Origin of the sequence: Streptomyces sp. NPDC021225, assembly GCF_044332865.1 — a bacterium.
Taxonomy (GTDB): Bacteria; Actinomycetota; Actinomycetes; order Streptomycetales; family Streptomycetaceae; genus Streptomyces.
This window is the reverse complement of the sequence record NZ_JBIRPV010000003.1, coordinates 181285-207987: the sequence shown is the minus strand read 5'-3', so window position 1 is coordinate 207987 and position 26703 is coordinate 181285. Positions and strand designations below refer to the sequence as shown.

21 protein-coding genes and 2 pseudogenes are annotated in these 26703 nt (G+C 68.6%); 12 read left to right on the top strand and 11 right to left on the bottom strand.

Going from position 1 to position 26703, the window contains the following annotated elements:
• The 3 genes and pseudogenes from ACH4S9_RS14580 to ACH4S9_RS14570 all read right to left on the bottom strand — a co-directional run.
• A pseudogene (locus ACH4S9_RS14580) lies at nt 1–1508 on the bottom strand (hypothetical protein); the annotation flags it as partial.
• Nucleotides 1509–1586: 78 nt separating this feature from the next.
• Nucleotides 1587–5708: a type VII secretion protein EccCa gene (gene eccCa, locus ACH4S9_RS14575; RefSeq protein ID WP_398372032.1), complete on the bottom strand. Its 4122-nt coding sequence runs from the start codon at nt 5706–5708 to the stop codon at nt 1587–1589.
• Nucleotides 5709–5826: 118 nt separating this feature from the next.
• Nucleotides 5827–6261: a WXG100 family type VII secretion target gene (locus ACH4S9_RS14570; protein ID WP_398372030.1), complete on the bottom strand. Its 435-nt coding sequence runs from the start codon at nt 6259–6261 to the stop codon at nt 5827–5829.
• A gap of 206 nt (nt 6262–6467) precedes the next feature.
• On the opposite strand from ACH4S9_RS14570, the gene ACH4S9_RS14565 reads away from it, so the two are divergent.
• Nucleotides 6468–7106: a hypothetical protein gene (locus ACH4S9_RS14565; RefSeq protein ID WP_398372028.1), complete on the top strand. Its 639-nt coding sequence runs from the start codon at nt 6468–6470 to the stop codon at nt 7104–7106.
• A gap of 118 nt (nt 7107–7224) precedes the next feature.
• Here ACH4S9_RS14565 and ACH4S9_RS14560 read toward each other — a convergent pair whose 3' ends face one another.
• The 8 genes from ACH4S9_RS14560 to ACH4S9_RS14525 form a co-directional block, all read right to left on the bottom strand.
• Nucleotides 7225–7545: a hypothetical protein gene (locus ACH4S9_RS14560; RefSeq protein WP_311729915.1), complete on the bottom strand. Its 321-nt coding sequence runs from the start codon at nt 7543–7545 to the stop codon at nt 7225–7227.
• 62 nt (nt 7546–7607) lie between these two features.
• Nucleotides 7608–10400 (bottom strand): right-handed parallel beta-helix repeat-containing protein, encoded by a 2793-nt coding sequence (locus ACH4S9_RS14555; protein WP_398372026.1) that lies wholly within the window; start codon nt 10398–10400, stop codon nt 7608–7610.
• Between the two features lie 22 nt (nt 10401–10422).
• Nucleotides 10423–11769 (bottom strand): type VII secretion integral membrane protein EccD, encoded by a 1347-nt coding sequence (gene eccD / locus ACH4S9_RS14550; protein WP_398372024.1) that lies wholly within the window; start codon nt 11767–11769, stop codon nt 10423–10425.
• A gap of 69 nt (nt 11770–11838) precedes the next feature.
• Nucleotides 11839–12153: a WXG100 family type VII secretion target gene (locus tag ACH4S9_RS14545; protein ID WP_311729912.1), complete on the bottom strand. Its 315-nt coding sequence runs from the start codon at nt 12151–12153 to the stop codon at nt 11839–11841.
• Nucleotides 12154–12235: 82 nt separating this feature from the next.
• The gene (locus tag ACH4S9_RS14540) at nt 12236–12646 is read right to left on the bottom strand and encodes a WXG100 family type VII secretion target (RefSeq protein ID WP_311729911.1); all 411 of its coding nucleotides are present in this window, start codon (nt 12644–12646) and stop codon (nt 12236–12238) included.
• Between the two features lie 368 nt (nt 12647–13014).
• A complete protein-coding gene (locus ACH4S9_RS14535) occupies nt 13015–13608 on the bottom strand; it encodes an SDR family NAD(P)-dependent oxidoreductase (RefSeq protein WP_311729910.1) in 594 nt (197 codons plus the stop codon).
• 880 nt (nt 13609–14488) lie between these two features.
• Nucleotides 14489–15310, bottom strand: coding sequence for an RICIN domain-containing protein (locus ACH4S9_RS14530; protein WP_398372021.1), 822 nt, complete (start codon nt 15308–15310; stop codon nt 14489–14491).
• 298 nt (nt 15311–15608) lie between these two features.
• On the bottom strand, nt 15609–17636 hold the full coding sequence (locus ACH4S9_RS14525; RefSeq protein ID WP_311729908.1) for an ATP-binding protein: 2028 nt from the start codon (nt 17634–17636) through the stop codon (nt 15609–15611).
• Nucleotides 17637–18370: 734 nt separating this feature from the next.
• Here ACH4S9_RS14525 and ACH4S9_RS14520 point away from each other — a divergent pair.
• From ACH4S9_RS14520 to ACH4S9_RS14470, 11 genes and pseudogenes are all read left to right on the top strand, one after another.
• Nucleotides 18371–18639, top strand: a pseudogene (locus ACH4S9_RS14520) (transposase); the annotation flags it as partial.
• A 659-nt stretch (nt 18640–19298) separates the two neighbouring features.
• Complete coding sequence (locus ACH4S9_RS14515) at nt 19299–19490, top strand: (4Fe-4S)-binding protein (RefSeq protein WP_311729907.1); 192 nt, start codon at nt 19299–19301, stop codon at nt 19488–19490.
• Nucleotides 19487–20446, top strand: coding sequence for an EamA family transporter (locus ACH4S9_RS14510; RefSeq protein WP_398372018.1), 960 nt, complete (start codon nt 19487–19489; stop codon nt 20444–20446). The genes ACH4S9_RS14515 and ACH4S9_RS14510 overlap by 4 nt, the downstream gene beginning before the upstream one ends.
• 485 nt (nt 20447–20931) lie before the next feature.
• Nucleotides 20932–22287: an aminotransferase class I/II-fold pyridoxal phosphate-dependent enzyme gene (locus tag ACH4S9_RS14505; RefSeq protein WP_398372016.1), complete on the top strand. Its 1356-nt coding sequence runs from the start codon at nt 20932–20934 to the stop codon at nt 22285–22287.
• 233 nt (nt 22288–22520) lie between these two features.
• Entirely contained in the window at nt 22521–22814 is a 294-nt protein-coding gene (locus ACH4S9_RS14500) for a Dabb family protein (protein ID WP_311729904.1), read from the top strand.
• Between the two features lie 3 nt (nt 22815–22817).
• The gene (locus ACH4S9_RS14495; protein WP_398372014.1) at nt 22818–23393 is read left to right on the top strand and encodes a hypothetical protein; all 576 of its coding nucleotides are present in this window, start codon (nt 22818–22820) and stop codon (nt 23391–23393) included.
• A gap of 245 nt (nt 23394–23638) precedes the next feature.
• On the top strand, nt 23639–23920 hold the full coding sequence (locus ACH4S9_RS14490) for an integrase (protein ID WP_398372012.1): 282 nt from the start codon (nt 23639–23641) through the stop codon (nt 23918–23920).
• Between the two features lie 66 nt (nt 23921–23986).
• The gene (locus ACH4S9_RS14485) at nt 23987–24724 is read left to right on the top strand and encodes an integrase core domain-containing protein (RefSeq protein WP_398372010.1); all 738 of its coding nucleotides are present in this window, start codon (nt 23987–23989) and stop codon (nt 24722–24724) included.
• Between the two features lie 185 nt (nt 24725–24909).
• A complete protein-coding gene (locus ACH4S9_RS14480) occupies nt 24910–25752 on the top strand; it encodes an integrase core domain-containing protein (RefSeq protein WP_398372008.1) in 843 nt (280 codons plus the stop codon).
• 128 nt (nt 25753–25880) lie between these two features.
• Complete coding sequence (locus tag ACH4S9_RS14475; RefSeq protein ID WP_311729900.1) at nt 25881–26303, top strand: PIN domain nuclease; 423 nt, start codon at nt 25881–25883, stop codon at nt 26301–26303.
• A gap of 17 nt (nt 26304–26320) precedes the next feature.
• Nucleotides 26321–26557 carry a helix-turn-helix domain-containing protein gene (locus tag ACH4S9_RS14470; protein ID WP_398372005.1) on the top strand — a complete coding sequence of 79 codons (237 nt, stop codon included), beginning with the start codon at nt 26321–26323 and terminating at the stop codon, nt 26555–26557.
• Nucleotides 26558–26703: the final 146 nt, after the last annotated feature.

The following is a 26703-nucleotide window of genomic DNA, read 5'->3' as shown; positions in this document are numbered from 1 at the left end:
CGAACCGGCCCGACCCGCTGACCATCCCCCAACCGCTGACCCGGATTCACCATGGCATCCGAACCACCAGAACCACCAGACCTGGAAGACTCCCCCGTCCGACCCGGCTTGTCCCCCGTCGGGCCGGGCTTGTTCCCCTGCGTCCGATGCGGGTTGTTCTGCGGACCACCCACATAATCAACCGAGTCGTCATACCGGTTGGGGCTGCCGGGGTGGTTACCCGGCGGCCGGATGCTGGACGCGACAGACGAATCGGAACCGTGGTTCCTGGGCGGTGTGCCACCGGGCTGGGAGTCCGGGGTGACCCGGGAGTCCGGAGCGACCGGGGGGCCATCGGGGCGCTTCCCGGCGTGCGGGGTGAGGCCGGCCCCGTCCCCGGAGCCGACGGGACGCGTGGTGACCGGCGGCTGGGGGGCAGGGGTGCTGCCGCTGTCGCGTCCGGCCGGACCCGGCTGGGGGGCCGAGCCGGGAGTCTCCGTCGTCCGCGAGTTCCCGCGGCCCGGTAGCGGAGTGGGGAGCGGTGCCGTGGAGGAGCCGTCGGTCTTCGTCGCTTGGGTGGGCATACCGAGGTCGCCCGAACGTCCGTTTCCGGGACCACTGTTGGTGGGGTGGCTGTCCTTGACGGAGACGCCGTCCCTGCCGCCGGACGGAGGGGGAGCCAGCGATCCGTCTCCCCTGCCCAGGCCGTCAGGGGTGGGCAGGGAGAGGTCGCCGTCAGGCGTCCGGGACAGAGGCGGAACCGTCCCATCGCCGCCACCCGGCGTGGGTTTGACGGTGGACGGGGTGACACCGGGAGGCACGGACGCCGGCGGGGCGTCGCCACCAGGAGTGGGCTTGGGGACGAAGGAGCGCCCCGCACCGCCGTAATGCCAGCCCATCAAGCCGCCGCCGTGCGCGCCGAAGCCCGCCCCGACGATCGCACTGATGGCCACGGTCCAGTTCACCTCGAAGTCGGCACCCGCGATCTCGGCGCCCAGCGCGCCGAGACCGAGGTCGAGGCCCACCTCGACCCCGGCACCGACAACGGCGCCCCCGACGGCACCGGCGATCGCGCCCCCCACGGTGCCGAGCCGGCTCCCGATCGCGGTCACGATGGGGATGAGCCTGGCCAGCAGCGAACCGACGAGCGACATCACCCGTGCGAGGAGCGGCCCGAGGCCGATGAGGACGAGCCCGAAGATGACGCCCAGGATATCCGCCCACATGGCGGCGTTGAGCTGCTCTGCGTACTCCTCGGCCGCCTTGTACAACTCGTCGGCGTAGCGGTTGATCGTCTGCCCGATCGTCCACGCCTTCTCGGCGGCGGCGTCGAAGGTCAGGGCGAGCCCTTCCTCCCACGCCCGGCGCGCCTCATCGCCCGCCGCCCCGGTCATGCCGATCCCGTCCACGTGGCCATTGACGGCGACTCGGCGCTCGTGAAGAACGTCACCGAGCTGGATCCAGGCGTTGCCCAGGGCGTACATCTCCTCGACCTTGATGTCGCCGAGTACGGAATCCGCGTCTTCCATGGTGGGGCCGCCCTCCCTGGGCGTGATGTGTTCGACGGTCGCCTGACTGGTGCCGCACCGGGCGGTCTGTGCAGGTGGCTAGGTCCGGGTCACGGGCTGTGTTCGCGTCGTGGGCGGATCTTCGGCGCGGGGTTCGCCGGCCCGCCGATCACCGGCACCGGTGCCGGACGGCGCTGCGGACTCCTCGGCCGGCACGTCCCGCTCGTCCACGGCGACCTGGACGAGGATGGGCTCGTGGCCCCGGCGGACCAGCGTCCCGCGGCCGGGCTGACGGCGGTACGCGCGCTGCTCGTTGATGAGGACCCCTTCGCGGTGGTCGCCGGACAGCAGCAGGCCACCGGAGCCGATCTCCTTGAGCTTGCTCAGCAGCGGGTCCGACAGCAGGGCTCGGGCGGCGCCACCGACCCGGCGGGCCAGTACGAGATGGAAGCCCAGCTCGTCCGCCTGCGGGATGAACTCGGCCAGCGGAGCCAGCGGGCCGCGTCCCATGCTGCCCGCCGCCAGGTCGTAGTCGTCCACGACGACGTACAGTTCGGGGCCCTCCCACCAGCCGCGCTCGGCGAGCTGGGTGGGAGTGATGTCGGCCGGAGGCATCCGGGAGCGCAGGGTCTCGGCGAGGGCCCCGACCTGTCCGGCGACCAAGTCGGAGTTGCCGCCGCGGGCACCGATGTACTCGTCGGCCACCACGCCCAGCAGGCTGTGCCGGTAGTCGACGATCATGAACCGTAGCTCGTGAGCGGTGTGGCGGGCGGCCAGACCGCGCATCCAGGCACGCAGGAACGCGGTCTTGCCGGATCCCGAGTCGCCGAAGACCACGAAGTGCGGGTCGCTCGAGGTCAGATCGAGTCCGACGGGAGCCAGGTCGGACTCGCGCAGCGCGACGGGTACCTCGCGTTCGCCGAGGGCGGCGCCGTGGCCCTCCCAGCGTTCGGCGGGCGTCGGCGCCGCGGCCGCCGACAACTCGCGGACGGTGATCCGGTCGGGCAGTACGCGCAGCGCCGGGGCCGCGGCCCGCTGCCAGCTCTCCGCGATCCTGGACACCAGCCGGCGCTCGCCGTCGGCGATCCCGTCCATGCCGTCCACGCCGTCCAGCCGGGGCAGCGCGATGTGGTGGGTGAGTCCGGGTGAGGCCAGTCCCCTGCCCGGAACGCTCTGGCCCAGGGCACGGGCGGCGGGGCGGCTGATCTCGGACTCGGAGGGGTCGTTGAGCCGCAGTTCGAGACGGCCCGGAATGTTGTCGCGCAGGCCGACGCGGATCTCCGCCCACCGGTTGGCGGTCAGCCACAGGTGGACTCCGACGCCGAGGCCGCGGGCGGCGATGTCGGTGAGGGTGGTGACGGCGTTGTCGTCGGAGGTGTGCAGAGCGGCCCAGTTGTCGACGACCAGCACGATGTCCGCGGCCCGCACGCCCTCGGGCAGGTCGCCCTCGGCGCGGCGGGTGCGCAGTTCGGCCGCCGACTGGATGCGCAGGTCGCGGAACATCCGCTCGCGCGCGGTGACCAGTCGGCTGACCTCGGCCAGCACCCGGCGCACCCGCTCCTCGTCGCGGCGGCCCGCGATGCCGGCGACATGGGGTGCGTCGCTCAGTCCGTGCAGCGAGCCGCCACCCATGTCGATGACGTAGAACTGCAGTTCTTCGGGGGTGTGGGTGAGCATGGCGCTGAGCATCGCGGTGCGCAGGAAGGTCGACTTGCCGCTCTGCGGGGCGCCCACCAGCGCGATGTGCCCTTGCCGTCCCGTCAGATCCGCCGTGAGGGGGATCTGTTCCTGGCGCACGGGCACGTCGATCACGCCGATCGGGAACACCAGCCGGCCCCCGTAGGGCCACAGGGAGCAGCGCAGGCCCAGCTCCGGGTCGACCTCCGGCTCACCGAGCAGCGAGCTGAGGGCGAAGTGCGCGGGCAGCGGGGGCAGCCACACCTGGTGGCCCGGGACGTCCTTGTTCACCAGTCGCTCGACCGCGATCTGCAGCTCGGTCGCGCCCCCGTCCGGGGTCCACTCCGAGCGGGTCGCCTCGCTCTCCTCGGGGGCGAGCGGGGCGAGGTCTCCGTGCACGGCGAAGGGAACCGGTTCGGCGGCCACGGCAGCGGCGTCGGAGTCCTGCTCGCGGTAGGGCGCCGACACGTGCGCGACGCGGAAGCGCTCGTAGACCGACTCGTCGACCTTCAGATAGGCGGAGCCCGGGATGGGGGGCAGCGCGTAGGCGTCGGCGGTGCCGATGACGGCACGGGACTCGGCGGCGCTGAAGGTCCGCAGGCAGATCCGGTAGGACAGGTGGGACTCCAGGCCGCGCAGCCTGCCTTCCTCAAGGCGCTGGGTGGCCAGCAGCAGGTGCATGCCGAGCGAGCGCCCGACCCGGCCGATCTGGACGAACAGGTCGATGAAGTCCGGCCGTTGCGAGAGAAGCTCGCCGAACTCATCGACGATGACGAACAGGTAGGGCAGGGGGTCGAGCGGTTTGCCGTTGACGTCGGTGCCGCCGGCGGCCTGACGGAGCTGGTACTCGCGCACGGAGTCGACGTTCCCGGCCTCCCGCAGCATGCGCTGCCGGCGCTGCTGTTCGCCCTGCAGGGCCTTGCGCATCCGGTCGACCAGTGCGAGGTCGTCGGCGAGGTTGGTGATCAGGCCGGACACGTGCGGCAGTTCGGTGACGCCCGCGAAGGTGGCGCCGCCCTTGAAGTCGACGAGGACGAAGGCCAGGTGCTCCGGCGCGTGCACCATGGCCATACCGGTGACGAGGGTGCGCAGCAGCTCGCTCTTGCCGGACCCGGTGGCGCCGACGACCAGCCCGTGCGGGCCGATGCCGCCCTGCGCCGACTCCTTGAGGTCGAGGCGCAGCGGTTCGCCGGTGCCGGTCACCCCGATGGGGACGCTGAGAAGGTCCTTCGCGTCGGGGCTGCGCCGCCCGGCGGCCGGGTCGAAGGCCGCCATGTCAGCGAAGCCGAGCATCCCCGAGAGGGAGACGTCCTCGGCGAGGACCTGTTCGCGTTCGCCGGACAGCCTCAGCGGGGCCAGCGCACGCGCGGTGGCCGCCAGGACGGCGGGCGCCGGCTCGTCGACGGCACCCCTCTCGATCGCTGCGTACAAGCCCGGCATGCGTCCCTCGAGGACGAGTCCACCGCGTGCGTCCGTACGGGCGCGTACGTCGACCCGGCCCGGTTCGGAGCCCTCCTCCTCCACGAGGCACACCACGTGCACCCCCAGGTCGGGTCCCGCCTGGGTGAACAGGTCGGCCAGGAGTGCGGAACGGGCCCAGGAGGCCCCGGGTTCGTAGTCGTCCAGGAAGACGACCAGGTGGCGGCGCGGGCCGCTGTCACGCTGGGCGATGAGACGTCCGTTGCGTTCGGCGCGGGCCGCGACCGCTTCGTCGAGGGCGGCCCGCAGTTGATCGTGGAGTCCGGCGAAGTCGTCGGCGAGCAGGGGGACGACCTCCTGCTCGCGGCTCTGTGCCCGCGGGTCGGGGTCCTGGGTGTGCGGCAGCCATTTCGCCCAGTCCCAGGCGGAGTTGCCTCCGGTGACGACCGCGACCCGCACGTCGTCGGGGGCGTGCAGCACGGAGAGCTGGAGCAGCAGGGTCTGGGCCAGCTCACGGGTGCGCGGTCGCGGCCCCAGCAGACTGACCACGCCGGACGCCCGCAGGTCCAGCCAGGCGGCCTGGTCGTCCACCGTGCTGTGCGCCTCGACGAGTTCGGCGGCGGCGTGCTGGCACTGGATGTCGACCTCGATGGTCGGATCACTCTGCTCCGGGAGGCGCAGCGCGTCGGCCAGCGGCACCGTGCCGGTGCCGAGCCGCAGCTGGAGGAAGTCGGTGTCACCGGGGCGGCGTTCCCACACCCGGCGCCGCTGGGTGGCTATCGCCCACAGCCGCTCGGGGTGCGGATGCCGCCAGGCGTCGGCGGCCTGCTGGCCGACCCTGCTCAGCTGAGCCCGCTTGCGTACACCGGCCAGGTACTCCAGGTACCGCTCCCGCTGCCGGAACTGGTTGCGGCGCCGACTGCTCCGCAGCTGCATCCGCACACCGATGGTGATGCCCACGGACACCACGACGAAGGCGAACCCCAGAAGGATCATCCATGCCTTGCCGTAGGCCACCATGTACGCGGCCATGCTCACGCTGGACAGCAGCGGCAGGAGCAGCATCAGCCAGCCGGCCGCGCCCTGCGGCTGGGGCCGCTGGGGCGGGGAGGCCAGTTTCGTCATGCCCTCCGGCATCGGTGGGGGCGTCATTCGGACGGGGCGGTGGAACGGGGTTCGACTCACGGTGGCTGCCTAGCTGCCTGTCGGGGTGGGGGACACGGGGAGTGGGAGAAGGCGGTACTCAGTAGGGGAAGGTCATGGTGACCGCTGTCCGGTTGGTGTCGGTGACCTCCCCGGGATCACCGCTGCCCGTCGCGGTCAGGTTGGTGATGAACTCGGTGAAGATCTTGGTGACGCCCTGCTCGGCCACGCTGAAGTTGCCCCAGGCCATGCCGACTCCGTCCGCCAGCGCGGGCAGGACCCCCAGGGACGGGTCCTCCTCGGTGCCGAACAGCTCGGTCATGACCCGCGTCCACTCGTTCTGCACCTTCTCGGCGTCCGAGGCGGCCTGGCCCTGCCACGCCACGCGCAGCCCGTTCAGTGTGGTGTGAATGGTGCCGATGCGCTCGGCGACGGAGTTGGAGAGTTCGACCAGTGACTTGGACGTGACGTTCAGGCCGGCCGGGGACACATCGATGACGGAGATGTCGTAGTTGGCGGCTTCGCTGTCAGCCATGGCTCACCTTCCTCGGGTGATGATCCGGATGATCTGGGATGTATGAGGTGATTCCCTCAAGGGCGTGAGAAACACCGATAATTCATCACATAAACGGTTAGCCTGGCGGTGGTTCTTCGGGGCCGTCGCCCCGCAGGCCGCCCGGCATGCCGCGTCGCCCGCACACCGGGCCGGGAAGTCGACGCGTCAGAGACGAAGGAGACACCGTGACCGAACCGATCGACTCGAAGTACGACGAAACACCGCTTCCCGAGCCGGAGATGGTGGACGATGACGGCGACGGAGCCGCCGATCCCTCGGAGGACAACGGCAAGGACCTCAGCTACCTGGTACCGGACCCAGAGGTCGTCTGGGACGTGCCGCCCTCCTTCAACATCGACCCGAAGGACCTGTCGGGGGGCGGGGACGGACCCCAGTCGGAGGAGATCACCGAACCCTCCGGGGATCTGAGGGTCGACCTCGGCGCGCTGCGCACCGCGGAGAAGTCGATGCTCACCGAGGCACGCGGCGCGGTGGACAAGTATGAGGAGGTCCGCGCCCTGGTCGCAGCCGTCAAGGACACCGTCTTCGGACAGGGCGCCAAGGACACGTATGAGAGAGGGGGAGACAACAGTAATTCGATGTCGTACGACCCGCAGCAGGGCGAGTCCGTTGACAACCCGTTCGCCGAAACCGGCGAGACGTTCGCCGCCGAGATGAACCCGGCCATGGAGCGCGCGCTGCTCGAAGTCGGCTCCACGATCGAGAAACTGGGCGAGTACATCGCGCTGCTCAACCACTCCGGACAGGTCTACGCAGAGGCCGACCGCAAATCCCGCTTTCCCGCTCCTCCGCCAAAGGCCTGAACCGGCGGGCCGCGCCGCCCCGTTCCGCAGGTGCGGAGCGGGGCGGTCGTGCGCCGGGCCGCGCCGGCACGCCGCATGCTGGACGGCGCGCGGCGTCCCGGGCGCACCGCGGCGCCGCTCAGCCATCCGACGGCCCGTCGGTGACGTTGTCGTAGTTCGTGCCCTCCGCGTTGTGGTAATTCGAGTACGTGGTGTTCATCCGGCGGAGGATGTCCTCCATCAGTGCTTCCAGGTCGTGCTGGCAAGTCAGGAACCACGACTTGATGTCGTCGAACGTGGCGTAGGACGGACTGTTCCATGAGGTGCCGATGTCGTTCATCTTGGCGGCGATCGACGCCATGCCGGTCGTGATCTCCGTCGACTCCCGCCCCACAGCGCCGATCGCCTCCTTCAGCGCCGCGAGGTTCGCGAGCCAGTCCTGCGTGCTTTGTTCTGCCATCTGGGAGACACCTGTCTTTCACCCGGTCCGAAGTCCTCTGGCGTCCTGCCGCTCCGTCCTGCTCAGAGAACCTCTTCCGGGGGGAGGTCCACGGGCAGGAGAGTGGTGAGCAGTTCCTCGTCGGCCGATGCGAGATCGACGGCGCTCAGACCGAGTTCGGCCACGCGCTGCGCGTGCCTCTCGGTCATCCGCTGGAAGACCTGCCGGGCGCTGCGTCCGTTGCCGAACTGTTCGCCGCGCGGCAGCATCTCGAAGTAGTCGTGCAGCGCGGCGGTGGTCTGCGGCGCGAAGGTGTACTGGTGGCTGTCGGCCTGGTGCTCGACGATGCGCACCAGCTCGGACGAGGAGTAGTCGTCGAAGTACAGGGTGCGGGTGAAGCGTGAGGCCAGGCCGGCGTTGGACTCCAGCAGCCGGTTCATCTCGTTCGGGTATCCGGCGACGATGACGACCACCTCGTCGCGGTGGTCCTCCATCAGTTTCACCAGCGTCGAGACGGCCTCCGAGCCGAAGTCGGTGAACTGGCCCTGGGGCACCAGGGAGTACGCCTCATCGATGAAGAGCACCCCGCCCAGGGCGCGCCGGAAGACGGCGGTCGTCTTGGGCGCGGTGTGCCCGACGTACTCCCCGACCAGGTCTCCCCGGTCGGCCTCGACCAGGTGACCGCGGCTGAGCAGACCGAGCGCCGCGAGGAGGCCGCCGTAGAGGCGGGCCACGGTGGTCTTGCCGGTGCCGGGATTCCCCGCGAAGACCAGGTGCCTGCTCAGCGGCGGCGGGGCCAGCCCGGCGTCCTGGCGGACCTTGACCATCTGCATCAGCTTCGTGAGCGTGACCACATCGCGTTTGACACCTTCCAGGCCGACCAGCCGGTCGAGCTCCGCGCGGAGGTCATCGAGCTTCGCCGCGACCGCCTCACCAGCCTCGGGGTCCTGCTCGCCCGCGCCCGCGGTGCCGCTGGTGCCCACCGCCCTGCGGACGCCGGGCACCGGGGTGCTCCCCTGCTTCGCCGGCGGGGGCGGCAAGGTCGGCAGCACCGGATCGGCCACATCCTCGACATGACAGTCCTGCGCGTACACCTCGGCCTCCTCGTCCCGCAGCAGGTCCGTCTCGGTGCCGTCCACGGCGCAGCGGCGCAGCACGATCCGGGAGCGGGCACCGGCGTAGACGGCGGGGAAGCGGCTCTTGGTGAAGTGACAGTCGTCGTAGCGGCCTTCGCCGCCGTCCCCGACGTACAGCGCGTTCTTCGCAGCGGACGCCACGGTGAGGCCATGGACCGTGGGACGGGCCCCCGCGTACACGACGACACCGCTGCCCCGGGACTCGCGTACCGCGCCGCCCTCCACGAGGACGGCGCTGTCCTCCTCCAGGAGCAGACCTGTGGTGGCACCGGTGATCGTCACGTTCTCCAGCCGGGCGCCCGTGTCCCGGCCGACCCGGACACCGGTCTCACCGATGGAGGTGACGACGCAGTCCGCCAGCAGCGGCCGGTGGGTGGTGATCAGGCGTACGCCGTCGCGTTCGCCTTCTATCCGGCAGTCGCGCAGGGCCGCGTCGCCGCCCTCCACGCACAGCCCCGTCAGCTCGACGTCGGTCACCTCGCACCGCTCCGCCAGGAGTTCGGCCCGTTCGGTGACACGCGCACCGTACTCGGGGGTGCCACCGATCGCGCAGTCCCGTGCGTTCACCCGCGCCGAGCCGCCCAGATGCACGGCCGTGTAGGCGGTCTCCCGCACGGTGCATCCGGTCAGTGAGACCTCGGCCTCGCCGGTCGCGTACAGCCCGTTGGCACCGGTGCGGGCGAAGGTGGAGTCGCGCGCGGTGGCGTTCCCGGTCGCGCTGACGACCAGCGCGGTGTCCACGCAGTCCACGGCCCGGACGGAGACCAGTTCCGCGACGGCCTCTCCCGTGACCAGCACCGCGGCACCGGTGGTGCGGTGCACGTGGCAGCGGTCCAGCACGATCGCGCTTGCGTCCTCCGCGAGTACACCGGAGCGCCCGGTACGGAAGATCTCACAGTCGCGCAGCAGTACGCCCTGGGTTCGGTCGGCGGAGCGGCCTGCGGCATCGGCCGAGGAGGAGGCTGCCACCGGGATCCGGTCCTCGCCGGAGGGACCAACGTCCCACGGCCGCCGGCCCTGCGGGCCCGGGGAGCGGCCCGCCGTGCCGCGTACCCAGACCCCCTGACCGCTCGCCTCGTACAGGCGGCACTCGCGCAGCGCCGCGGAGGCGTGTCCGTCCACGAGGACGGCGGCGGCGCCGCTGCCGCGTATCTCGCAGCGGGTCAGAGCCGCGTGCGCCCCCGCGGCCACCACGATGCCGCGTCCGGCGACGCCGTCCACGAGCGCGTCGGTCAGTTCGAGGGCCGCCTCGTCCTCAACAACCACTCCGTCCCCGGAGCAGCCGCCGACCGTCAGGGCCTCCAGCGTGGTGCGGCTGGTGCCCGTCAGACGCACCGCCATGCCCTCGGCCTGCCGCACCGAACAGCCGCTCAGCAACGGAGCCGCCGCGGCGGCGACCTCGACGCGACCGCCGGTGATCTCGCAGTCCCGCAGCACCGGTTCACCGCCGCGCAGCAGCACCGCGGCGTCCCGGGGCGCGGGGGAGACGAGGGTGAATCCGCGCAGCTCGGCGCGGCCCGCGTGCACGGTGACGGCCGGGCCGCGCGGCGCGACCAGCCGTACGGTGCCCTTGGCGACCAGGACGATGTCTTTCTCCAGCACCAGGCTCTCGGTGTACGTACCGGCCTGCACGGTGATCACCCCGCCGGGCTTGGCGCCCCTGACGGCCGCACCGATGGAGCGGTGCGCGCCCCAACTGCCCGGTGCCACACGCTGTGCGACCGACTTCACCTCACGCATTCTCGACCGGTCCGCCACTCGATCACAGGTCGCCGCCGAGGTTGGCCAGCCAGCCGAAGAGGCCGAAGACACCGGCGGTCAGCGGCAAGGCGACGACGGCGAGAGCGGTGACGACGGCCCCGGGCCAGCTGGGCCGCTCCGGCTCGATGGGACGAAGGGCCGCGCCGAAGGCGAGAAACAGCCCGCAGGCGACCAGGACGACGCCCGCCGCGAAGCCGGCCAGTGGGCCCGCGGTGCGCGAGTCGAAGAGGTACTCGGGCACCCGTACGGCCAGCGCGAGCAGCCCCAGAACTCCGGCGGACAGCTGCGGGATCACGCCGGACAGCACGCGCACCGAGCCGGCCTGGAGCAGCAGCCCGACGCTGACGCAGGCCACCAGGAAGAGGGCGTACACGTCCCGCGAGGTGGTCAGGGTGAGCAGGGCGGCCGTGAGGACGGTCGCGGTGACGATGCTGAGGAAGGTGAGCAGCCCATTGCCCCGGCGGACGACAGCGGCGACGTCCTCGCTGCCCAGGGCGGGGGCGCCGGTGTCCGGACCGTCGGGCACGAGCACCGCGATCTGGCTGGTGATCCGGGGCAGCAGCCCTGTCAGCACGAACAGCACCAGGGCCACCACCGCCGCCGAGCTGATCAGATTCGCGTCCAACACGGCCAGCGGCACCACGAACAACGCGGTCACCAGTGTCAGAGTCAGGAGTACCACCGTGGCAGGAACCAGGAAGGCGACCACTCCGGCGAGCGCGCCGATCACCGCGGCGCCCATCACCAGGACCGAAGTGGCCACCGGGCCATGGACCGGCGCTCCCAGGCCGGCACAGGCCAGCAGCGGGCAGGCGGCCAGCGCGAACAGCTGGCGCACCGAACGCGGCAGCGGCCAGTTCTTGCGCTCGGAGTACCAGGCGAGCAGCGCCGAGCACAGCGCGGCCAGAGCGAAGAACAGCACGGTCACGCCCGCGATCCGATGCGCGCCGAGCCATGTGGCCGATATCACCATGACCACCAGACCGGCGCCGAGAACGCTCTGGGCACGCCGGCGGGCGCTCCACAGGCCGTCGTCCTCACGGGCGTTCGCGATCTGTTCGTCCAGGTCGGTGACGGTCAGCTCGCTCAGCTCTGCGGCCCGCTGGTCGTGCAGGTACAAGGTGGCACCGTCCACGATGCCTGCCTCCGACAGCGTGTCGCCGGGGGCCATCGGAGAACCTCCCGAGAGCGTGAGTGTCCAGACCGGGGGCATGCCCTCGGACTCGGGCTGGCCGCACAGGGTGGCGAGTCGCGGCACGTATTCGGCGATCGGGACCCGGACTGGGAGCGCCAGGTCGACCTGCCTGCGTTCGCCGACCACGGTGACCCGGCAGCGTTCATCGGGCATGGACGTTTCCTTCGGTGTTCGGACAGCGGAGCCGCAAAGAGAAGGGGGTGAGAAATGAAATGCGGTGCTTCACTGCCGCCAGGTGGACACGTTCGCCCACTCGGCGTCACTGTAGTTGTTCCAGTTGACATTCATGGCCTGGGCAATGCGGCCCAGCACGCCGTCCTCCCCGAATAGGCCGTTGGCCGCCAGGTCCCATTCGTTCTGCATGTCCTGGTAGTAGGTGGCGGCCTCACTCTCCCGCCACGCGTCGACCAGCGGCGACAACTTGTTTTTCAGCAGCTGGAGTTCTGTGGTGATCTCTCCGGCTCTGGCGTTGATGGTGCTGCCCGCGGCCTCAAGCCCTTCGCCTACGTAGATCGGCGTGCCGTCGATGTTGGCCATGAATCGCTCCTCGAACGCGCCCGGTCCTGCGGATGAACGCGCGGATGAATCGGCTGGATACGCGGATGGATCAGCGTGCGGATCAGTTGAAGTTCGTGCCGGTCGGAGGCTTCGGAACGTCTTCGCCCAGCTGGGTGAGGTTGTTCAGGTTCTGCTGCTCGGTGTCCTTGTAGTTCACGTAGTTGCCCTGAAGTCCCTTGGAGATTCCGTCCAGGGCGTCGTTGAGCATGCGGGCGTAAACGTCGTACTTTGCCATCAAGTTCTGGAACTCGGAGTGGGCTATACCCTGCCAGCTCTGCTCAAGGCTGGTCACATAGAGCTTCAGATCAGCCAATTGTCCGGCGATCTCCGTCGCCGTGGTAGCCGTATTGGTGGAGGCATCAGCCAGGTACTCCGGTGTCACCCGGTACGTCACACCACCGACGCTTACGGAAGGCTCGACAGCCATGAGTGGATTCCGCCCTTCTCGACCGTTGTCCGGGTAGTCAAACATCTCCGTGACGATGACCGGACCGAGTGAGCAGCACCTGGGCATCTTCTGAACACAACAGCTGGGACGTGCCCAGTTTGCCGGGCCCCGCGCCTTCGCACGGAGTTCGAGCCCGACCTCGTGGATGTGCTCGTGCAGTCCCTGTGTGCGGCGGTCACGCACGAGTTGGTGCGCACACGAGTGCTCAAGGGCTGGTCGAAAGAGGAGGCTGGCGGCGACGCACGGACGCGGCCCCTGGATGACCTGAACCCAACCGCCCTGGCCCCGTTCAAGCGTCATTCTCGGACCAGCTCGAACTCCTGCGCAGCGAAGCCTTGGCCATGACGGTGAACTCGTCGATGACCACCTCGAACGCGTCGGCCTCGATCCCGTCAAGCGCGGCGTGCGCGACATCGGCGTGGGGCCGTCCCGGGGACGTGCGAGCCGTTTGTCGTCGCGGTGTCGGCCGCTCCCAGGTGTACCGAGGTGACAAGGGTCCGCTGGCCGGCCAGTTCCCGGCGCAGCTCATCGCTTATGCTCCGGACCGCGGCCTTGGAGGGCCCCTGGGCGCTGCCGCCGGGGAAGACGAACCAGGACGCCGAACAGGCTATGTTCAAGATGGCGCCTCCGCCGTTCCTCGCCAGGACCGGGGCGAAGGCCCGGACCATGGACAGGGTGCCCCAGAAGTTCACGTCCATGGCGACACGGACATCGTCGATGTCTCCGAGCAGGGCCGCACCCCCGATGCCGGCATTGTTGACGAGCAGATTGACATCGTCAGCCTTTTTAGCGGCGTCTGCTATGGCGTCAGGGTCGGTGATGTCGAGAGGTAAGACCTCAACACCGTAAATGTTGATGGATTCCGGCCGACGCGCGGTCGCATAGACCTTCGCGCCCCGAGTGACGAGCTGGGCCGCGAGATGGCGGCCGATGCCACGATTGGCTCCGGTGATCAGTGCCGTGGCTTTACTGAGATTCACGGACATACATGAAAATCTGACGTGCGTGAGGCCCAGAGCTCAACTGACGTAGCAGACAGGATGCGCACCGCCGAGGCCGCCTGCGGCGGCACAGTACCGGCGGCAATATTCCCAGCCCTCTGTCGAACGGGTGAGGTCACTCCATTTACCGGGCCACACAGCAAAGCGAACCCGCATATCCTGTCGTTCATGGACACTCTGGTCATGACATGACGGCTTCAGATGAGCGCTAGCGAGTCCGTTCCATCTGCTTGCCCTCTTTGAATCCTCTTCTCGCCCTGCTGCGCTTCGACGCCTTGCGAGCCATATGGATGAGGTCCCGTTCTTCCTGGGTGAGGGTGGACGTCAACTTGACATTATTCATCCACCCGTTGAGCAGAGCATGTGAACCTCCCAGCCGGAGGGAGTAGGACCACGCGCTTTCCCCTCTCCGGTTTCCTTGCCATCCGGCGGCCCACTTCAGCAGGTGAGCGATTTTCTGTGCTTGACTGTAGCGAGTTGAACTCATCGGCCTGAATCGGTCAGTTACGTCACGTCCAGATCTTCTATGGTGCGCCGGCTGAGGCGCTTCACGGCTTCGACGACACGAAGTTCTCGGCGCAGGTCGTCGGAGCCGGTCGCCTGAAGGGCCGGCCCGGGAGGGAGGCGCGTCGGCGGGCAAGGCCCCATCCGGCCCGACGGGTGCCGTCCCAAAGGGACCTGGGAACCGTCGCCGCCGAAGGCACCGGCGGACCACGCCGGGCGCTCGGCTGGAAATCCCAGCCGAGCGCCTGCGTACATTGCCCGCGGCCTGACCGGTACTACCGCGTGTTGCGACGACCGCCTGGGGGCGCCGGCTCCCGCCGGGCCTTGGAGGGGTCACCCGGACCGTGTCAGCCGGCCGGGGTCATTCGATCAGCCGCCAGCGGCTGTCATCCCGCGAATCGCACGAGCCGATCACCAGCCGCTGGTCCGGCTCCTTCATCTCGGCGCCCAGGCCATTGACCTTGAGGCACAGGTGGTTGCTGGCATAATTGCGGATCCTGACGCTGCCGTCCCCGGCCGGTTCGAACCACCACAGCTGGTTGTCACCCATGGTTCCGGTGCAATCTGACTCCTGGAGCCCGGTCCCCGCAGGCTGTCCCCCGCGGGTCAGCAGGTCGATGCACAGACCGTCCTTGAGGTTGGCGAACTGCACGAGATCAGTGCCGCCAGGGCCCGCGTCGGGACGAGGGGACGTCATCCTCCACAGCTGGTTGTCCTTGTCGGTGCCGTCGCAGTAGTACTGGTTGACGTGCTCACCCTTCTTGCCCGCTGTGTAGAATGGGATATCGGCGCACAGCCCGGTGAACACGTTCTTCAGCAGCAGCGTACGAGGGACGGCCGTCAGCTTCTGCAGCTCGGCCTTGGCCACGTCCTCCGTCCGCGTCTCAGGGTGCTTCTTCGTCGGGGAGGCCGACGGGGTGACGACGGGGTCGGGCACCTGCCGCTCGACGGTCGTGCCGGGCTCCTTCTTCGTCTCCTTCTTCGTCTCCTTCTTCGTCATCTTCGGTTCGGAAGACGGTGACGGGGATCTGGTGAGCTTCTTGTGCGCCGCGGCCTGCTCGGCCGCCAGCTCCGCCTTCTGCGCCTCCTCGTCGGCCTGGTAACTGCGCCACGCGCCCACCCCCAGGGTGGCGCCCGCGGCGAGCGCCAGCACGGCCACCGCGCCGGCGACCCGGGTCCCCATTCGGGGGCGCTCCCCCCGCTGCTGGGTACTGGTCGTCAGCGCGTCGACGAACCGCGCCCGTTGCCGCCGTTTCGTTTCGTCTTGGTCGATTTCACTCAATGCCGTTCCCAACTCGCAGAGGCTTCAACAGTGGGTGTGCCGAAGCGTCCGTCCTGACCGCTCCGTTCCCGCCCGGACGTGGCCCTCGGATCCCGGTCCGGGCAGCCGGGCGCCCCGGGGGGGGCGCGCGAGGCCGGTCCCAGGACGCGAAGACCGCCGCCGGAGCACGGGGCGGGCGGACCGGGCGCGATCCGACTCATCACGGCACCGGACCGTACAGCTCGCGCTCCCGCAGCAGTTCCGCCGCCGTCACCAGCGAGGCGGACAGCCGACGTCGGTAGGTGCTGAAGGACAGCGCCGCCCGGTTGGCCGCGGCCTGCTGGCTGCGCGGCCCGCTCAGATAGGTGATCTCCAGGATGTCGGCCAACTGCCGCCGGCCGGGCTGCGCCCGTAACTGCGAAACGGTCTCCGTGAGTACCTGGCGCAGCTCGGCGGGGCCGGCGTCGGACGCCACGAGCCGGGTGCGCAGAAGCGCGCTGCGCGCCAGCTGCTCCGGCTCCGAGAGCTTTTGGTAGGCGTATTTGACGGCACCCACGAACTCCGACCACGGCATAGCGGGTGTCACCGGCTCGGCGGCCGGAGCCGGGGCCGCCGCGGGATCGTCGGCCAGCAGCCGGGTGCTCAGTGCCTCTGCCCAGCGGGCGAACGGCATGCTGCGCCAGTCCCGCACGAACGAGAAGATCGGTTCACCGTCCGCGCGGGTGACCGTCTCCCCGGGCCGCTGGTCGTACAGGCCGAGCAGCCGCGACAGCTCCTCCTGCTCCCGTGCCGCGCAGGTCCAGCTCACCGCGAGACCTGGCGTGGTCGCCCACAGGGTGGTGAGCACGAAGCACGCCGCCACCGCACTGCCGGTGCTCCAACGCCCCAGCAGCAGTCGCCCGGTGCGTCGCAGCGGCGACGACCGGCCAGTCACGTGTTCGAGCGCGGCGTGCGCGACCGGATCGTCGGGCAGGTTCGTGACGCCCCGTTCCAGACAGGGCGCCACGACTGTGCCAACGACGCCACCACGGTCGTCCTCAGCGACGATGAACGCCGAGGGCTGTCGATCCCACCACTGCCGGGCGAGACGGCCGGCCGCGACACCGTGCTCCTCCTCTATGGCGGCCAGCACCGGGTGCAGGTCCTTCGGGCGTGCGGACCGCAGCTGGAAACGGTCCGCGCCGTTCCAGTCCGCCGCCTCGCGGACGACGGAACTCGCCCTCCCGAGGTGGGCAAGACCGGCACCGAACGCCCAACGGCCACCCGTACGCTGGGTCAGCCGTTCGGCCAGGTGCGCGTGCAGCCGGCGGAAGAGGCGCTCGTACTTCTCCGGATCGCGCCAGCGCAGATCGACCAGCAGTGCTTCTCGCACCAACTCATGCGGTATGAGACCGGCGGCTGTGCTATCCACGAACGACAGCCCCTGCAGCCAGGCGAACAGTACCTGGGCCTCGGCCGCCGGCACATCCAGGGTGCGCCGCACCAGTTCCTCGGTGGTGACCCGGGCCAGCGCCAGTACCTGGAGCGCGTCGGTCCTGGCCGGTGCCGGGGTCTCCCGCAGCAGCAGCCTCAGCAGCTCCCGTGCCAGGTCGGGCGAGTCGTACAACTCCCGCCCGCCGCTCGGCCCGGCTGTCCCCGCGGATGCCTCACTGGCGTCGGCGAAGAGCGCCAGAGCGAGTGGGAGTCCATGCGAGGCCCGTACGATGTCGGCCGCCGAGGTCTCCGGCACATCCCGGTTGCGCAGGAGCAGGAACGCCTCGGCTTCGTCCATGCCCGACAGCCGCACGCTGCACAGCGCGTGCCACCACTGCGGGTCGGTGCGCCACTCGGTCTCCGGGGGCCGACGCGAGCCCACCACGACGAGCAGGTGCGTGGGCATACGGGGCAGGAACTGGTCGCGCAGCCACCACTCCAGCGGACCCAGCGACTCCGCGGAATCGATCAGCAGCAACTGCGCCTCTTCCAGCGGTCCCTGTGCCTCCAGCGCGGCCCAGAAGGCATCCGGTGTCGCCTGCGTACAGCGCATGTCGATCGTGCGTACGACAGCGCCCTGCGTCTGCGCCTCGTCTGCGAACCGCAGCAGCAGGGTGCTCTTGCCGACACCCCCCATGCCGTGTAGCCACACCACGAAGCAGCCCCGGGCCTCGTCACGCATCAGCTCCCGCAGCAGTCGCAGTTCGGCGACGCGCCCGGTGAAGGATTTTCTCCGCAGCGCGGCCAACACGTTTCCGTGGGAGTCGACAGACATGGGCGTAGGTACTTCCGTATCTTCCAACTTGTGAACTGCTGTCGATCGGTGACCCTCGCATGGAGCGTGGCCTCACCGCCTGAACCGCTCCGCAGAGCCGGAACGACACCTCGCAGCCGGCTGGCTGTGATGGCGGCCGCGTCATCCACCGGCCCCGACCGCACCGCGTCCGGGGTCGCGGTCTGGGACGTGGCACCCCAGCCCAGTCGAATGCACCCGACATTGCTTCACTTCAAAGGCTGATTTCGCTTTTGGTACAAGAATGCCGCCTGAGCGCCCGGAACCCACCGGTGACGACGGCGACGCCAGCCGATGTGGGGGAATCGGTCATACGTCTCTCCCTTTCGACTCTCCTGCATCCGATCAGCAATTGGTTGGTATGTCAACTACTGGGGAGCACGCACCGAAGCATCGGAGGGTTCGCACGACACCTGGTACTCCAGCAGCACTTCGCTGTCTTCCCTGGTCAGGTGCGGTCGGAGGTGAGCCGTAGTGGGCTGGCGGGATGTCCGGGGTGGTCTTCGCGGACTGCCCCCTCCATCGCGTGCAGCCACCGCTGGTAGTGACACCACACTGGGCAGCCTCCGATGGTGATCGATGAGCGTGCAGCCGAGGCCTGGGACCGTGAACTCGAGGAACTCTTCCTGCGCACTGGCCACAGTTCGGGCGGTTCGAACGGCGTCGGCGGATACGCGACTACGTCCGCGGCCTGCTCGGCCAGGTCGGCCGCCGACGAGGAAGGCGGGGTGCCAGTCCTGGACGACACCGGCTTCGCCAAGAAGGGCATCACCTCCGCCGGCGTGCATCGCCAGTACTCCGGCACCGCCGACCGCACCGACAAACTGCCAGATCGGCGTCTTCGCCGCCTACGTCACCACCCGCGGCCGCGCTCTGGTGGACCGCGAGCTGTATCCGCCCAAGTCCTGGACCGACAACCGCGACCGCTGCCGCGCCGCCCACATTCCCGGCGATCGGATCTTCGCCACCAAGCCCGACCTGGCCAAGGCCATAGCGCTGCGGGACTCGCCTCCCCTCTGCCCCTTGCCTGGGAAACCGCCGATGCCGCCTACAGCCAGAAGCGGCGGCTGCGCCGCATGCTGGAGGAGGCCGGCCTCGGCTACGTGCTCGCAGTCCCCAATCCCAGCAGGTGCCACGTTCTGGACGCATCGACTCACCGATGCAGAACCCGGCGCTGAGAGGGGTGCAGCCAGGATCTCCTGCGCCGCGACCGAGCACCAGGCCCGTTGCCGTAGTCGCGAGGCGGCAGCTTGCCCGGCTGACCACGTCCTCCCTGGACATCACGCCGTCGACGAGAGAGCGCGTCGTGGTGTTCAGCGCGCGGGGATTCCCGCCGGACAGGTAGGCAGCAGAGGGCGCGTCTGCGACGCGAACTCGCCCGACCCGAGAAGATGAAGTTGATGAGTCAACTTAGCCGAGTTAAGGTGATGTCCTGACTGAACGACATGACGACGCGAAGCGTCGCGAGGTCCGCTTCAGTCGAAGGCCCAAGGTCGCGAGCGTCGCTGAATACATCCGCACGACGGGGGTCGCGGCTTTTCGCGGGTTGGATCGCCCGGCATCCCGGGTTCCACGCCTGCTGCACCGGTCCCGCAACTGAGTCAGGTGCTGAACAAGCCAGGCACGGCTGTGACGGAGGCTGATATGGGCGACCGATTCGAGAAGAAGACCTACGAAGGGCGGTCGGACACAGTGGTTTTCGAGGCCGGGCGCTGTTTGCACGCCGCGGAAAACGTCCATCGTCTGCCCGAGGTGTTCGACATGGCCGAGCGGCCCTGGATCCAGGCCGACAACGTCACAGTCGATCGGCTGGCCGAAGTACGCCCCTCGCCATGAGATCCGTGTCATTGGCGTTCGGAGGAACTGCCGTCCCTCTCGCCGTCACCTGGCTGGTATGGGGAACCACCTATCTGGCGATCGCGTTCGGGCTGCGCGGCGCGGAGCCCTTCACGCTCAGCGCAGTCCGATTTCTGACGGCAGGTGCGCTGCTGTGGGGCTTGGCCGAACGCCGCCACGAGCCGCGGCTGACGGCTCTTCGGTGGCGGCGGGCCACGCTCGTCGGGGTGCTGCTCTTCTCCGTGGGCATGAGCGGCGTGGCGTTGGCCGAGGAGTATGTCGACTCGGGCACGACGGCCCTGTTCATCGCCACGGTTCCACTGTGGAGCGTGCTGCTGAACACAGCAGGGGGACGGCCGGCGCGCGGCGGGGAATGGGCGGGGGTCTGGCTCGGCCTGGCGGGCGTCGCCGTACTGTCGGCCGGTCTCGGACGCGGCGGACTGACGGGCGCAGCGATCCTCCTGCCGGCCGCCATGTGTTGGGTACTCGGCTCCCGGCTGGACGACCACTCTGCCGGAGTGCGCGGGCCAGCCGCGCAGATGCTCGCGGGCGGCACGGTTCTGGCGGTGGCGGCCGCTGTCCGGGGCGAGTTCGCGTCACCGCCGCAGCTGGCTTGGGGTGCCGTGCTCGCCCTCGCCTACCTCGTGGTCTTCGGGTCCCTTCTGGCGATGGCCGCCTACCGCCACCTGACCGCCCACACCAGCCCGGCTTTGGCCACGAGCTACGCCTTCGTCACCCCGGTGATCGCCGTCCTGGCCGGTGCCCTCTTTCTGGACGAACCCCTCACTCTCCATGTGCTGGCCGGGACCGCCCTGATCGTCGTCGCCGTTGTCACCACCCTCCTCACCAGATCCCGCCCTGCCGGGCCTACGACGACTGCGCCGGGGCATCCTGAAGCAGTACGTGTGCGGCGGCGTCCGGCGTCACCGACCTCCGGCCCACACGCATCTAGTTGACGCATCAAGTTCTCGTGCTAATGTATGTGACGCATCAACTACTTGGCGGGGCGGACCGCTGCTGACGCCGGAGGCCATTGCTGCACACGGTGGCCGTACTGGTTCATGGAGCGATCAACCGATGCAGAGTGGTGCCCGGCTGGCGCGGTCTCAGGAAGCTCTGCGTGGACGCCCACGGCGCATCGACTGTGATCCGTCTGAGTACACAAATCGCGCACCAGGAGAGAGACCCAGTCCGGGAGCTCTGCACCGTTGTCAGCGATTCTGTACCGCAGTGCGCGTGACGGACAGCGTCATACCACCTTCTGTGCCGGAAAAGCAGGGAGGGAAGAAAGAGCGCAAGAAGCGGCTCGGAAAGGCAGTGCAAGCCGGGTCGCTGGGGAGGCAAGGAGAACATTCTTGTTCCCCGGCGCGATGCGAAGACGGCCACAACGACCGCCCTTGGCAGATTGTTCCGCGTCCACCCTTTTGCGTGAACGGTTCCGGTGTGCGCCATCCCAACCGTCGAATCCGCAGGGACGGAGAATCAAGAAATGGTCGAATTATCTTTTGGGCAACTGCATCCCTCGCTGGACGATCCCGTCCTGCTCTCGATGAACCTGCTGAACGACATCGCCTCGGACCACCCGCAGGCGGTGTCCTTCGCCGCCGGCCGGCCTTACGAGGAGTTCTTCCGGGTCGAGCAACTCTATGGCTACCTGGGCACCTTCGTCACACACCTCACCGACGTGGTGGGGCTGACGGACGCGGAGGCCCGCAGAACCGTGTTCCAGTACGGGCGGACGAAAGGCGTCATCCACGACCTGGTCGCCCGCTACCTTGAGATCGACGAGGACATCTCCGTCGACCCCGACGCGGTAGTAGTGACCGTCGGCAGCCAGGAGGCACTGTTCCTGACGCTGCGGTCCCTGCGCGCCTCCCCGCAGGACGTCGTCCTCGCCGTCGCGCCCACCTATTTCGGACTGACCGGCGCCGCGCGCTTGCTGGACATGCCCGTGCTGGACGTCGGGGACGGAGATGGCGGCCTCGATCTCGTCGACCTGGAGCATCAGGTGACAGCGGCGCGTGCCCGAGGACATCGGCCACGCGCCCTGTACCTCGTTCCCGACTTCTCCAATCCCACCGGGGTGAGCCTGGACCTGGCCACCCGGACCGCCCTGCTCGACCTGGCGGCTGATCTCGATCTACTGATCATCGAGGACAACCCATACGGCCTCTTCCAAGCCGACCCCGGCACCAGGCCACCAAACCTCAAGGCGCTCGACACACGGCATCAGGTCGTACACGTCGGCTCTTTCGCCAAGACCGGCCTACCCGGAGCCCGCGTCGGGTTCGTCGTGGCCGACCAACCCGTCGTCAGGGACGGCCGCCCGGTGGGTACGCTCGCGGACCAGTTGTCGCTGATCAAGAGCAACGTCACACTCAACACCTCACCCGTCGCCCAGGCCGTCATCGGCGGCAAGCTTCTGCGCCACGGGTGCAGCATGGCCGCCGCCAACAAGCGCGAGATCGAGGTTTACCGTGCCAACCTGCGGCGCGTACTGGCCGGCCTGACCGAGCGCTTTGGCGCCACCGGCTCGGTGACGTGGAACACCCCGGCCGGCGGGTTCTTCGTCGTTCTCACGGTGCCGTTCACCGTGGACGACCGTTCGCTGCACAGATCGGCGCGCGATCATGGAGTCATCTGGACCCCCATGCACCATTTCCACACTGGCATGACCTCCTCACACCAGATTCGGCTGTCCTTCAGTCTGCTCGACGACGCGTCGATCGACGAAGGACTCGACCGGTTGACCGCCTTTGTGACAGCCGAGTCCCAGGAATTCGGTCATTCCGCCTGATCGTCGGCCCAGCTCCCACCCCCGGACCGGCTGGAAAGCCACCATGGCAAACAGCCGCCCGTATGCGCGCGAGACCATGTCCGGCAGCTTAAGGCGATAACAGGCGTCGGCAGGTACGAAATCCACCCTGCATCTCTGTGCGAAAACATACCGCTCTGTCGATATCTCCGCGGGCCTGCCCTTGTGCCATCGCACGAGTGATGTGGTGCCCATTCGACTCGAAACGGATGCAAATGATCAGACACATTGTGCTGTTCAAGTTCAAGCCTGGCTTCGGCTGGCAGGATCCCGCGGCCCTCGCGGCCGAGCGGTCCTCGCGGCTCGTCGGCGAGCGGGTGCCCGGCCTTCTGCACTGGCAGGTGGGCCGCAACATCGCCGAACGTCCGATCGCCTACGACTTCGCCGCGATCGGCCTGCTGCCCGACCAAGACACCCTGCACAGCTACCAGGACCACCCCTTCCACCAGGAATCCGCGGCGCTGTGGAGCGCCATCAGCACCTGGGTCGTCGCCGACCTCGAGGAGTGACGCATGACCAACGAGCTGGGCTGGATCGACATCCGACCCGCGCCGGCCGGGCCGCAGGCCATCGGAACGCTCGGTCCCGAGGGCACGAGCAGCGAGCAGGCCGCGCGGCTGCTGGGGACCCGCCTACCCGGCGAGCCACCGATCGTGCTCAGGGCGACCTACGAACAGGCCCTGGAGGACCTGACTGCCGGAACCGTCAGCCATGTGGTCGTCGCCAACGCCTATCGCGATATCCATCCCTTTTACATGGCCGACGACATCGCGCTGGCCAGCATCTTCGTTATGGACACCCCCCTGTACGGCATCGCCCAGCGCGCCGACGGCGGTCCGCTGTCCGACCACCCGAGCGTGGTGACGCACCCCTCGCCACGACCGTTGCTGGACCAACTGCTGCCCCCTACCCACCAGTTATCCGACGTGTCCACCGCGGACTCCACCAGCCAGGCAGCCCAAGCCGTGGCCGAAGGCCGCTACGACCTCGCGCTCACCACCGAACCGGCCGCCACACGGCACGGACTGCGCTTCATCTCCCGGCTGCGGCCAATACGCATGGTCTGGTCGGTATTCATCCGTACCTGAACCGGCACCCCACGACCCGCCGCCTGAACACCTGCAGCTTCTCAGCCTCTGGTTCGCGATCAGACCGTCGACCGAGCCATACGTTCACCGGCCCTCGAGCGGGTGCCGATCGACCTCGGCGGAAGAAATCCCCTCGTCCTCAGGGGTTCTTCCCGCCTGTAGGTGCCGGGAATTATGTCACTCGGGCTGACCTGCTGGTTCGGATCTGCCAGACCTCAGCAGGCCGAGAGCCGTTCTGAGGCAGCATGCCGATCGTGGTGATACGGCTGATCTACCTGCTCGCCTGGACCTTCCGATGGCTTGCCCTGCTCGCCCGCTCGGATGTTTCGAAGGACGCAGAGATCTTGATGCTCCGGCATCAGCTCGCCATAGCACGCCGTGCCCAGCCACGGCCCCGCTTCTCGTGGAGCGACAGGGCCGTCATGGCGGCACTGCTCCGGATCGTCAGCAAGCAGCGGCGTACCCAGGTGGCCTTGCTGGTCTCTCCGCGGTCGGTCCTTCGCTGGCACGCACGGCTCATCGCATAGAAGTGGACCTACCCATCCCGTCGCCCCGGCCGACCACCCAAACCAGAGGCCCTGCGGCAACTGGTCGTGCGTTTGGCGCGGGAGAACCCTGGATGGGGATACCGCCGCGTCCACGGAGAGCTCCTCGGCCTGGGCCGCAAGATCGCCGCCTCCACCGTCTGGTCCATTCTGAAGCAAGCAGGGATCGACCCGTCGCCGCAGCGCGTGGACCGCTCCTGGGCCGCTTTCCTCAAAGCCCAGTCCTCCGCGATCGTAGCCACCGATCTGTTCCACATCGACACGGTCTTCCTGCGGCGTTGGTTCGTGCTGTTCTTCATCAACCACGGCACCCGCCGTGTGCACATCGCCGGCATCACCCGACACCCGACCAGCTTCTGGATCACCCAGCAAGCCCGCAACTACCTCATGGACCTCGGCGACCACGCCAAGTCGATCAAGTTCCTCATCCGGGACCGCGGGGCCTACTTCACCGACAGCTTCGACGCCGTCTTCCAGGCGATCGGCGTGCACGTCCTTCCAACACTGCCCCGAGTACCGCGGATGAACGCCATCGCGGAACGCTGGATCGGCTCATGCCGACGCGAGGCAACCGACCGCATCCTGATCACAGGAGAGCGCCACCTACGCCTCGTCATCAGCGAGTACGCGAAGCACTACAACCAACACCGGCCACACCGATCCCTCGGACAACGGCCGCCGGACCTACTCACCAAACCGGAACCACCCACCACCACCGACAACACTCGCATCCATCGACACGATCGACTCGACGGCCTCATCCACGAATACACGAAGGTCGCATAGGGTGACACGATTTCCGGCACCCACAGGCTGAGCTTCTCGTCCTGCGGCACGAAAACGCTGTGTTACGACGCCAGCTGCAGGGGCGGGTACGGTATGAGCCGGCGGACCGTCTCTGGTTCGCAGCCCTGTCCTCCCTGATCCCCCGCCGCCGCTGGGCCAAGGTCTTCCCGGTCACACCGAGCACGATGCTGGCCTGGCACCGCAGACTCGTCGCCCGCCGATGGGATTACTCCCGACGACGCCGAGGTCCCGGACGGCCGCCCACGCAAGGTGCCATCAAGAAACTCGTACTGCGCCTCGCGCGCGAGAACAGCCGATGGGGCCATCGCCGGATTCAAGGTGGACTGGCCCGGCTCGGACACCCGATCGCCGCCTCGACCGTCTGGCAGATCCTCCACACCGCAGGATTCGATCCCGCACCACGCCGCACCGGTCCAACCTGGCGCGAGTTCCTCTCTACTCAGGCCACCGGCCTGATCGCCTGCGACTTCCTCCACATCGACACCATCAGCCTGCAACGTCTCTACGCCCTGGTCTTCCTCGAGCACCACACCCGGCGCCTGCACATCGCCGGCGTCACCGCACACCCGACCACTGCATGGGCCACCCAGCAGGCCCGCAACCTCGCCGCCGACCTCGGCATACGCATGGACTCACTGCGCTTCCTCATCCGGGACCGCGACAGCAAGTACACCGACGCCTTCGACGCCGTGTTCCAAGCCGAGGATATCGAGATCATCAAAACGCCGATCCGCGCACCGAAGGCCAACGCCCACTGCGAACGAGTGATCGGCACCCTCCGCCGAGAAGTCCTCGACCACATACTCATCCTCGGCGAAGGTCACGCGCGCCAGGTCCTGGCCACGTACCAGAGGCACTACAACGCGCACCGCCCCCACCGGGCCCGATGCCAACTACCTCCCCAAGCTCACGGACAACCACCTCCAGTCCTGAAGCCAGCCAGCCGCAGAATCCTGCGCACTCGCGTCCTCGGCGGCGTGATCAACGAGTACAGATATGCCTCTTGACCAGGAGCGACGATTATTCGAGCCCCACAGGATATTGCGGTCGGTGCGATCTACCAGCGTCGCGCGGCCCGGCAGCGGCTGAGCGAGCTCGCGGGTGAGGGCGGCGCCTTCGGCGAGGCCCGCCCGGCGTGAGCACGTCTTTTCTGATCGACACCAGCGCCTGCAACCGCCTGTTCCGCACCCCCGCCGTGGAACGACACTGGGCGGGCATCCTGGACGAGGGCCGCGTGAGCGTATGCGAGATCACCGAACTCGAACTGGTCCGCGCCACCGGCGGCCGCGACGAGCGGGCCGTACTGGAACGCTACCTCCACGACGCCTTCGGCTGGACCCCCGTACCCGACCGCGCACTCACCCGGGCCCGGCAGGTACAGGACCTCCTCGTCGCCACAAGCTGGCACCAGGGACCAGGAGCAGTCGACCTGATGACCGCCGCCACCGCAGAACTATGCGGACTGACCTTGCTGCACTACGACGCGGACTTCGAAACCATCGCCAAAGTGACCGGACAACCCCACCCGTGGATCGCCCCACGCGGCAGCGTCGACTGACAAGGACAACGGCCACCATGGACCACACCACACACCCGGCCAAGCACACCGACGCGACACCGCCTGACAAGACCACCACCCACATCTGGGGGGCATTCCTGAAAAAGGCCCGGCGCAGCCGAGGAATGAGCCAGCGGGCACTGGCCCGGGAACTGGGAGTCAGCCAGGCCCGGATCGCCCAGATCGAAAACGGAGCCAGCACCCCGCAGATCGACACCATGGCCGCTTACATCACGCCCTCGGCGGCGAGCTGACCCTGCGAGCCGACTTCCACGACCACGCCACCCAGACCACATGGCCCCAACCACACACCACAGAAAGCTGACACCCACACAGGCAGGCTTCACGTGATAGTGGCACTCTCCACACTGACGGCCCTCGCACCCGTCGCCCCATTTGA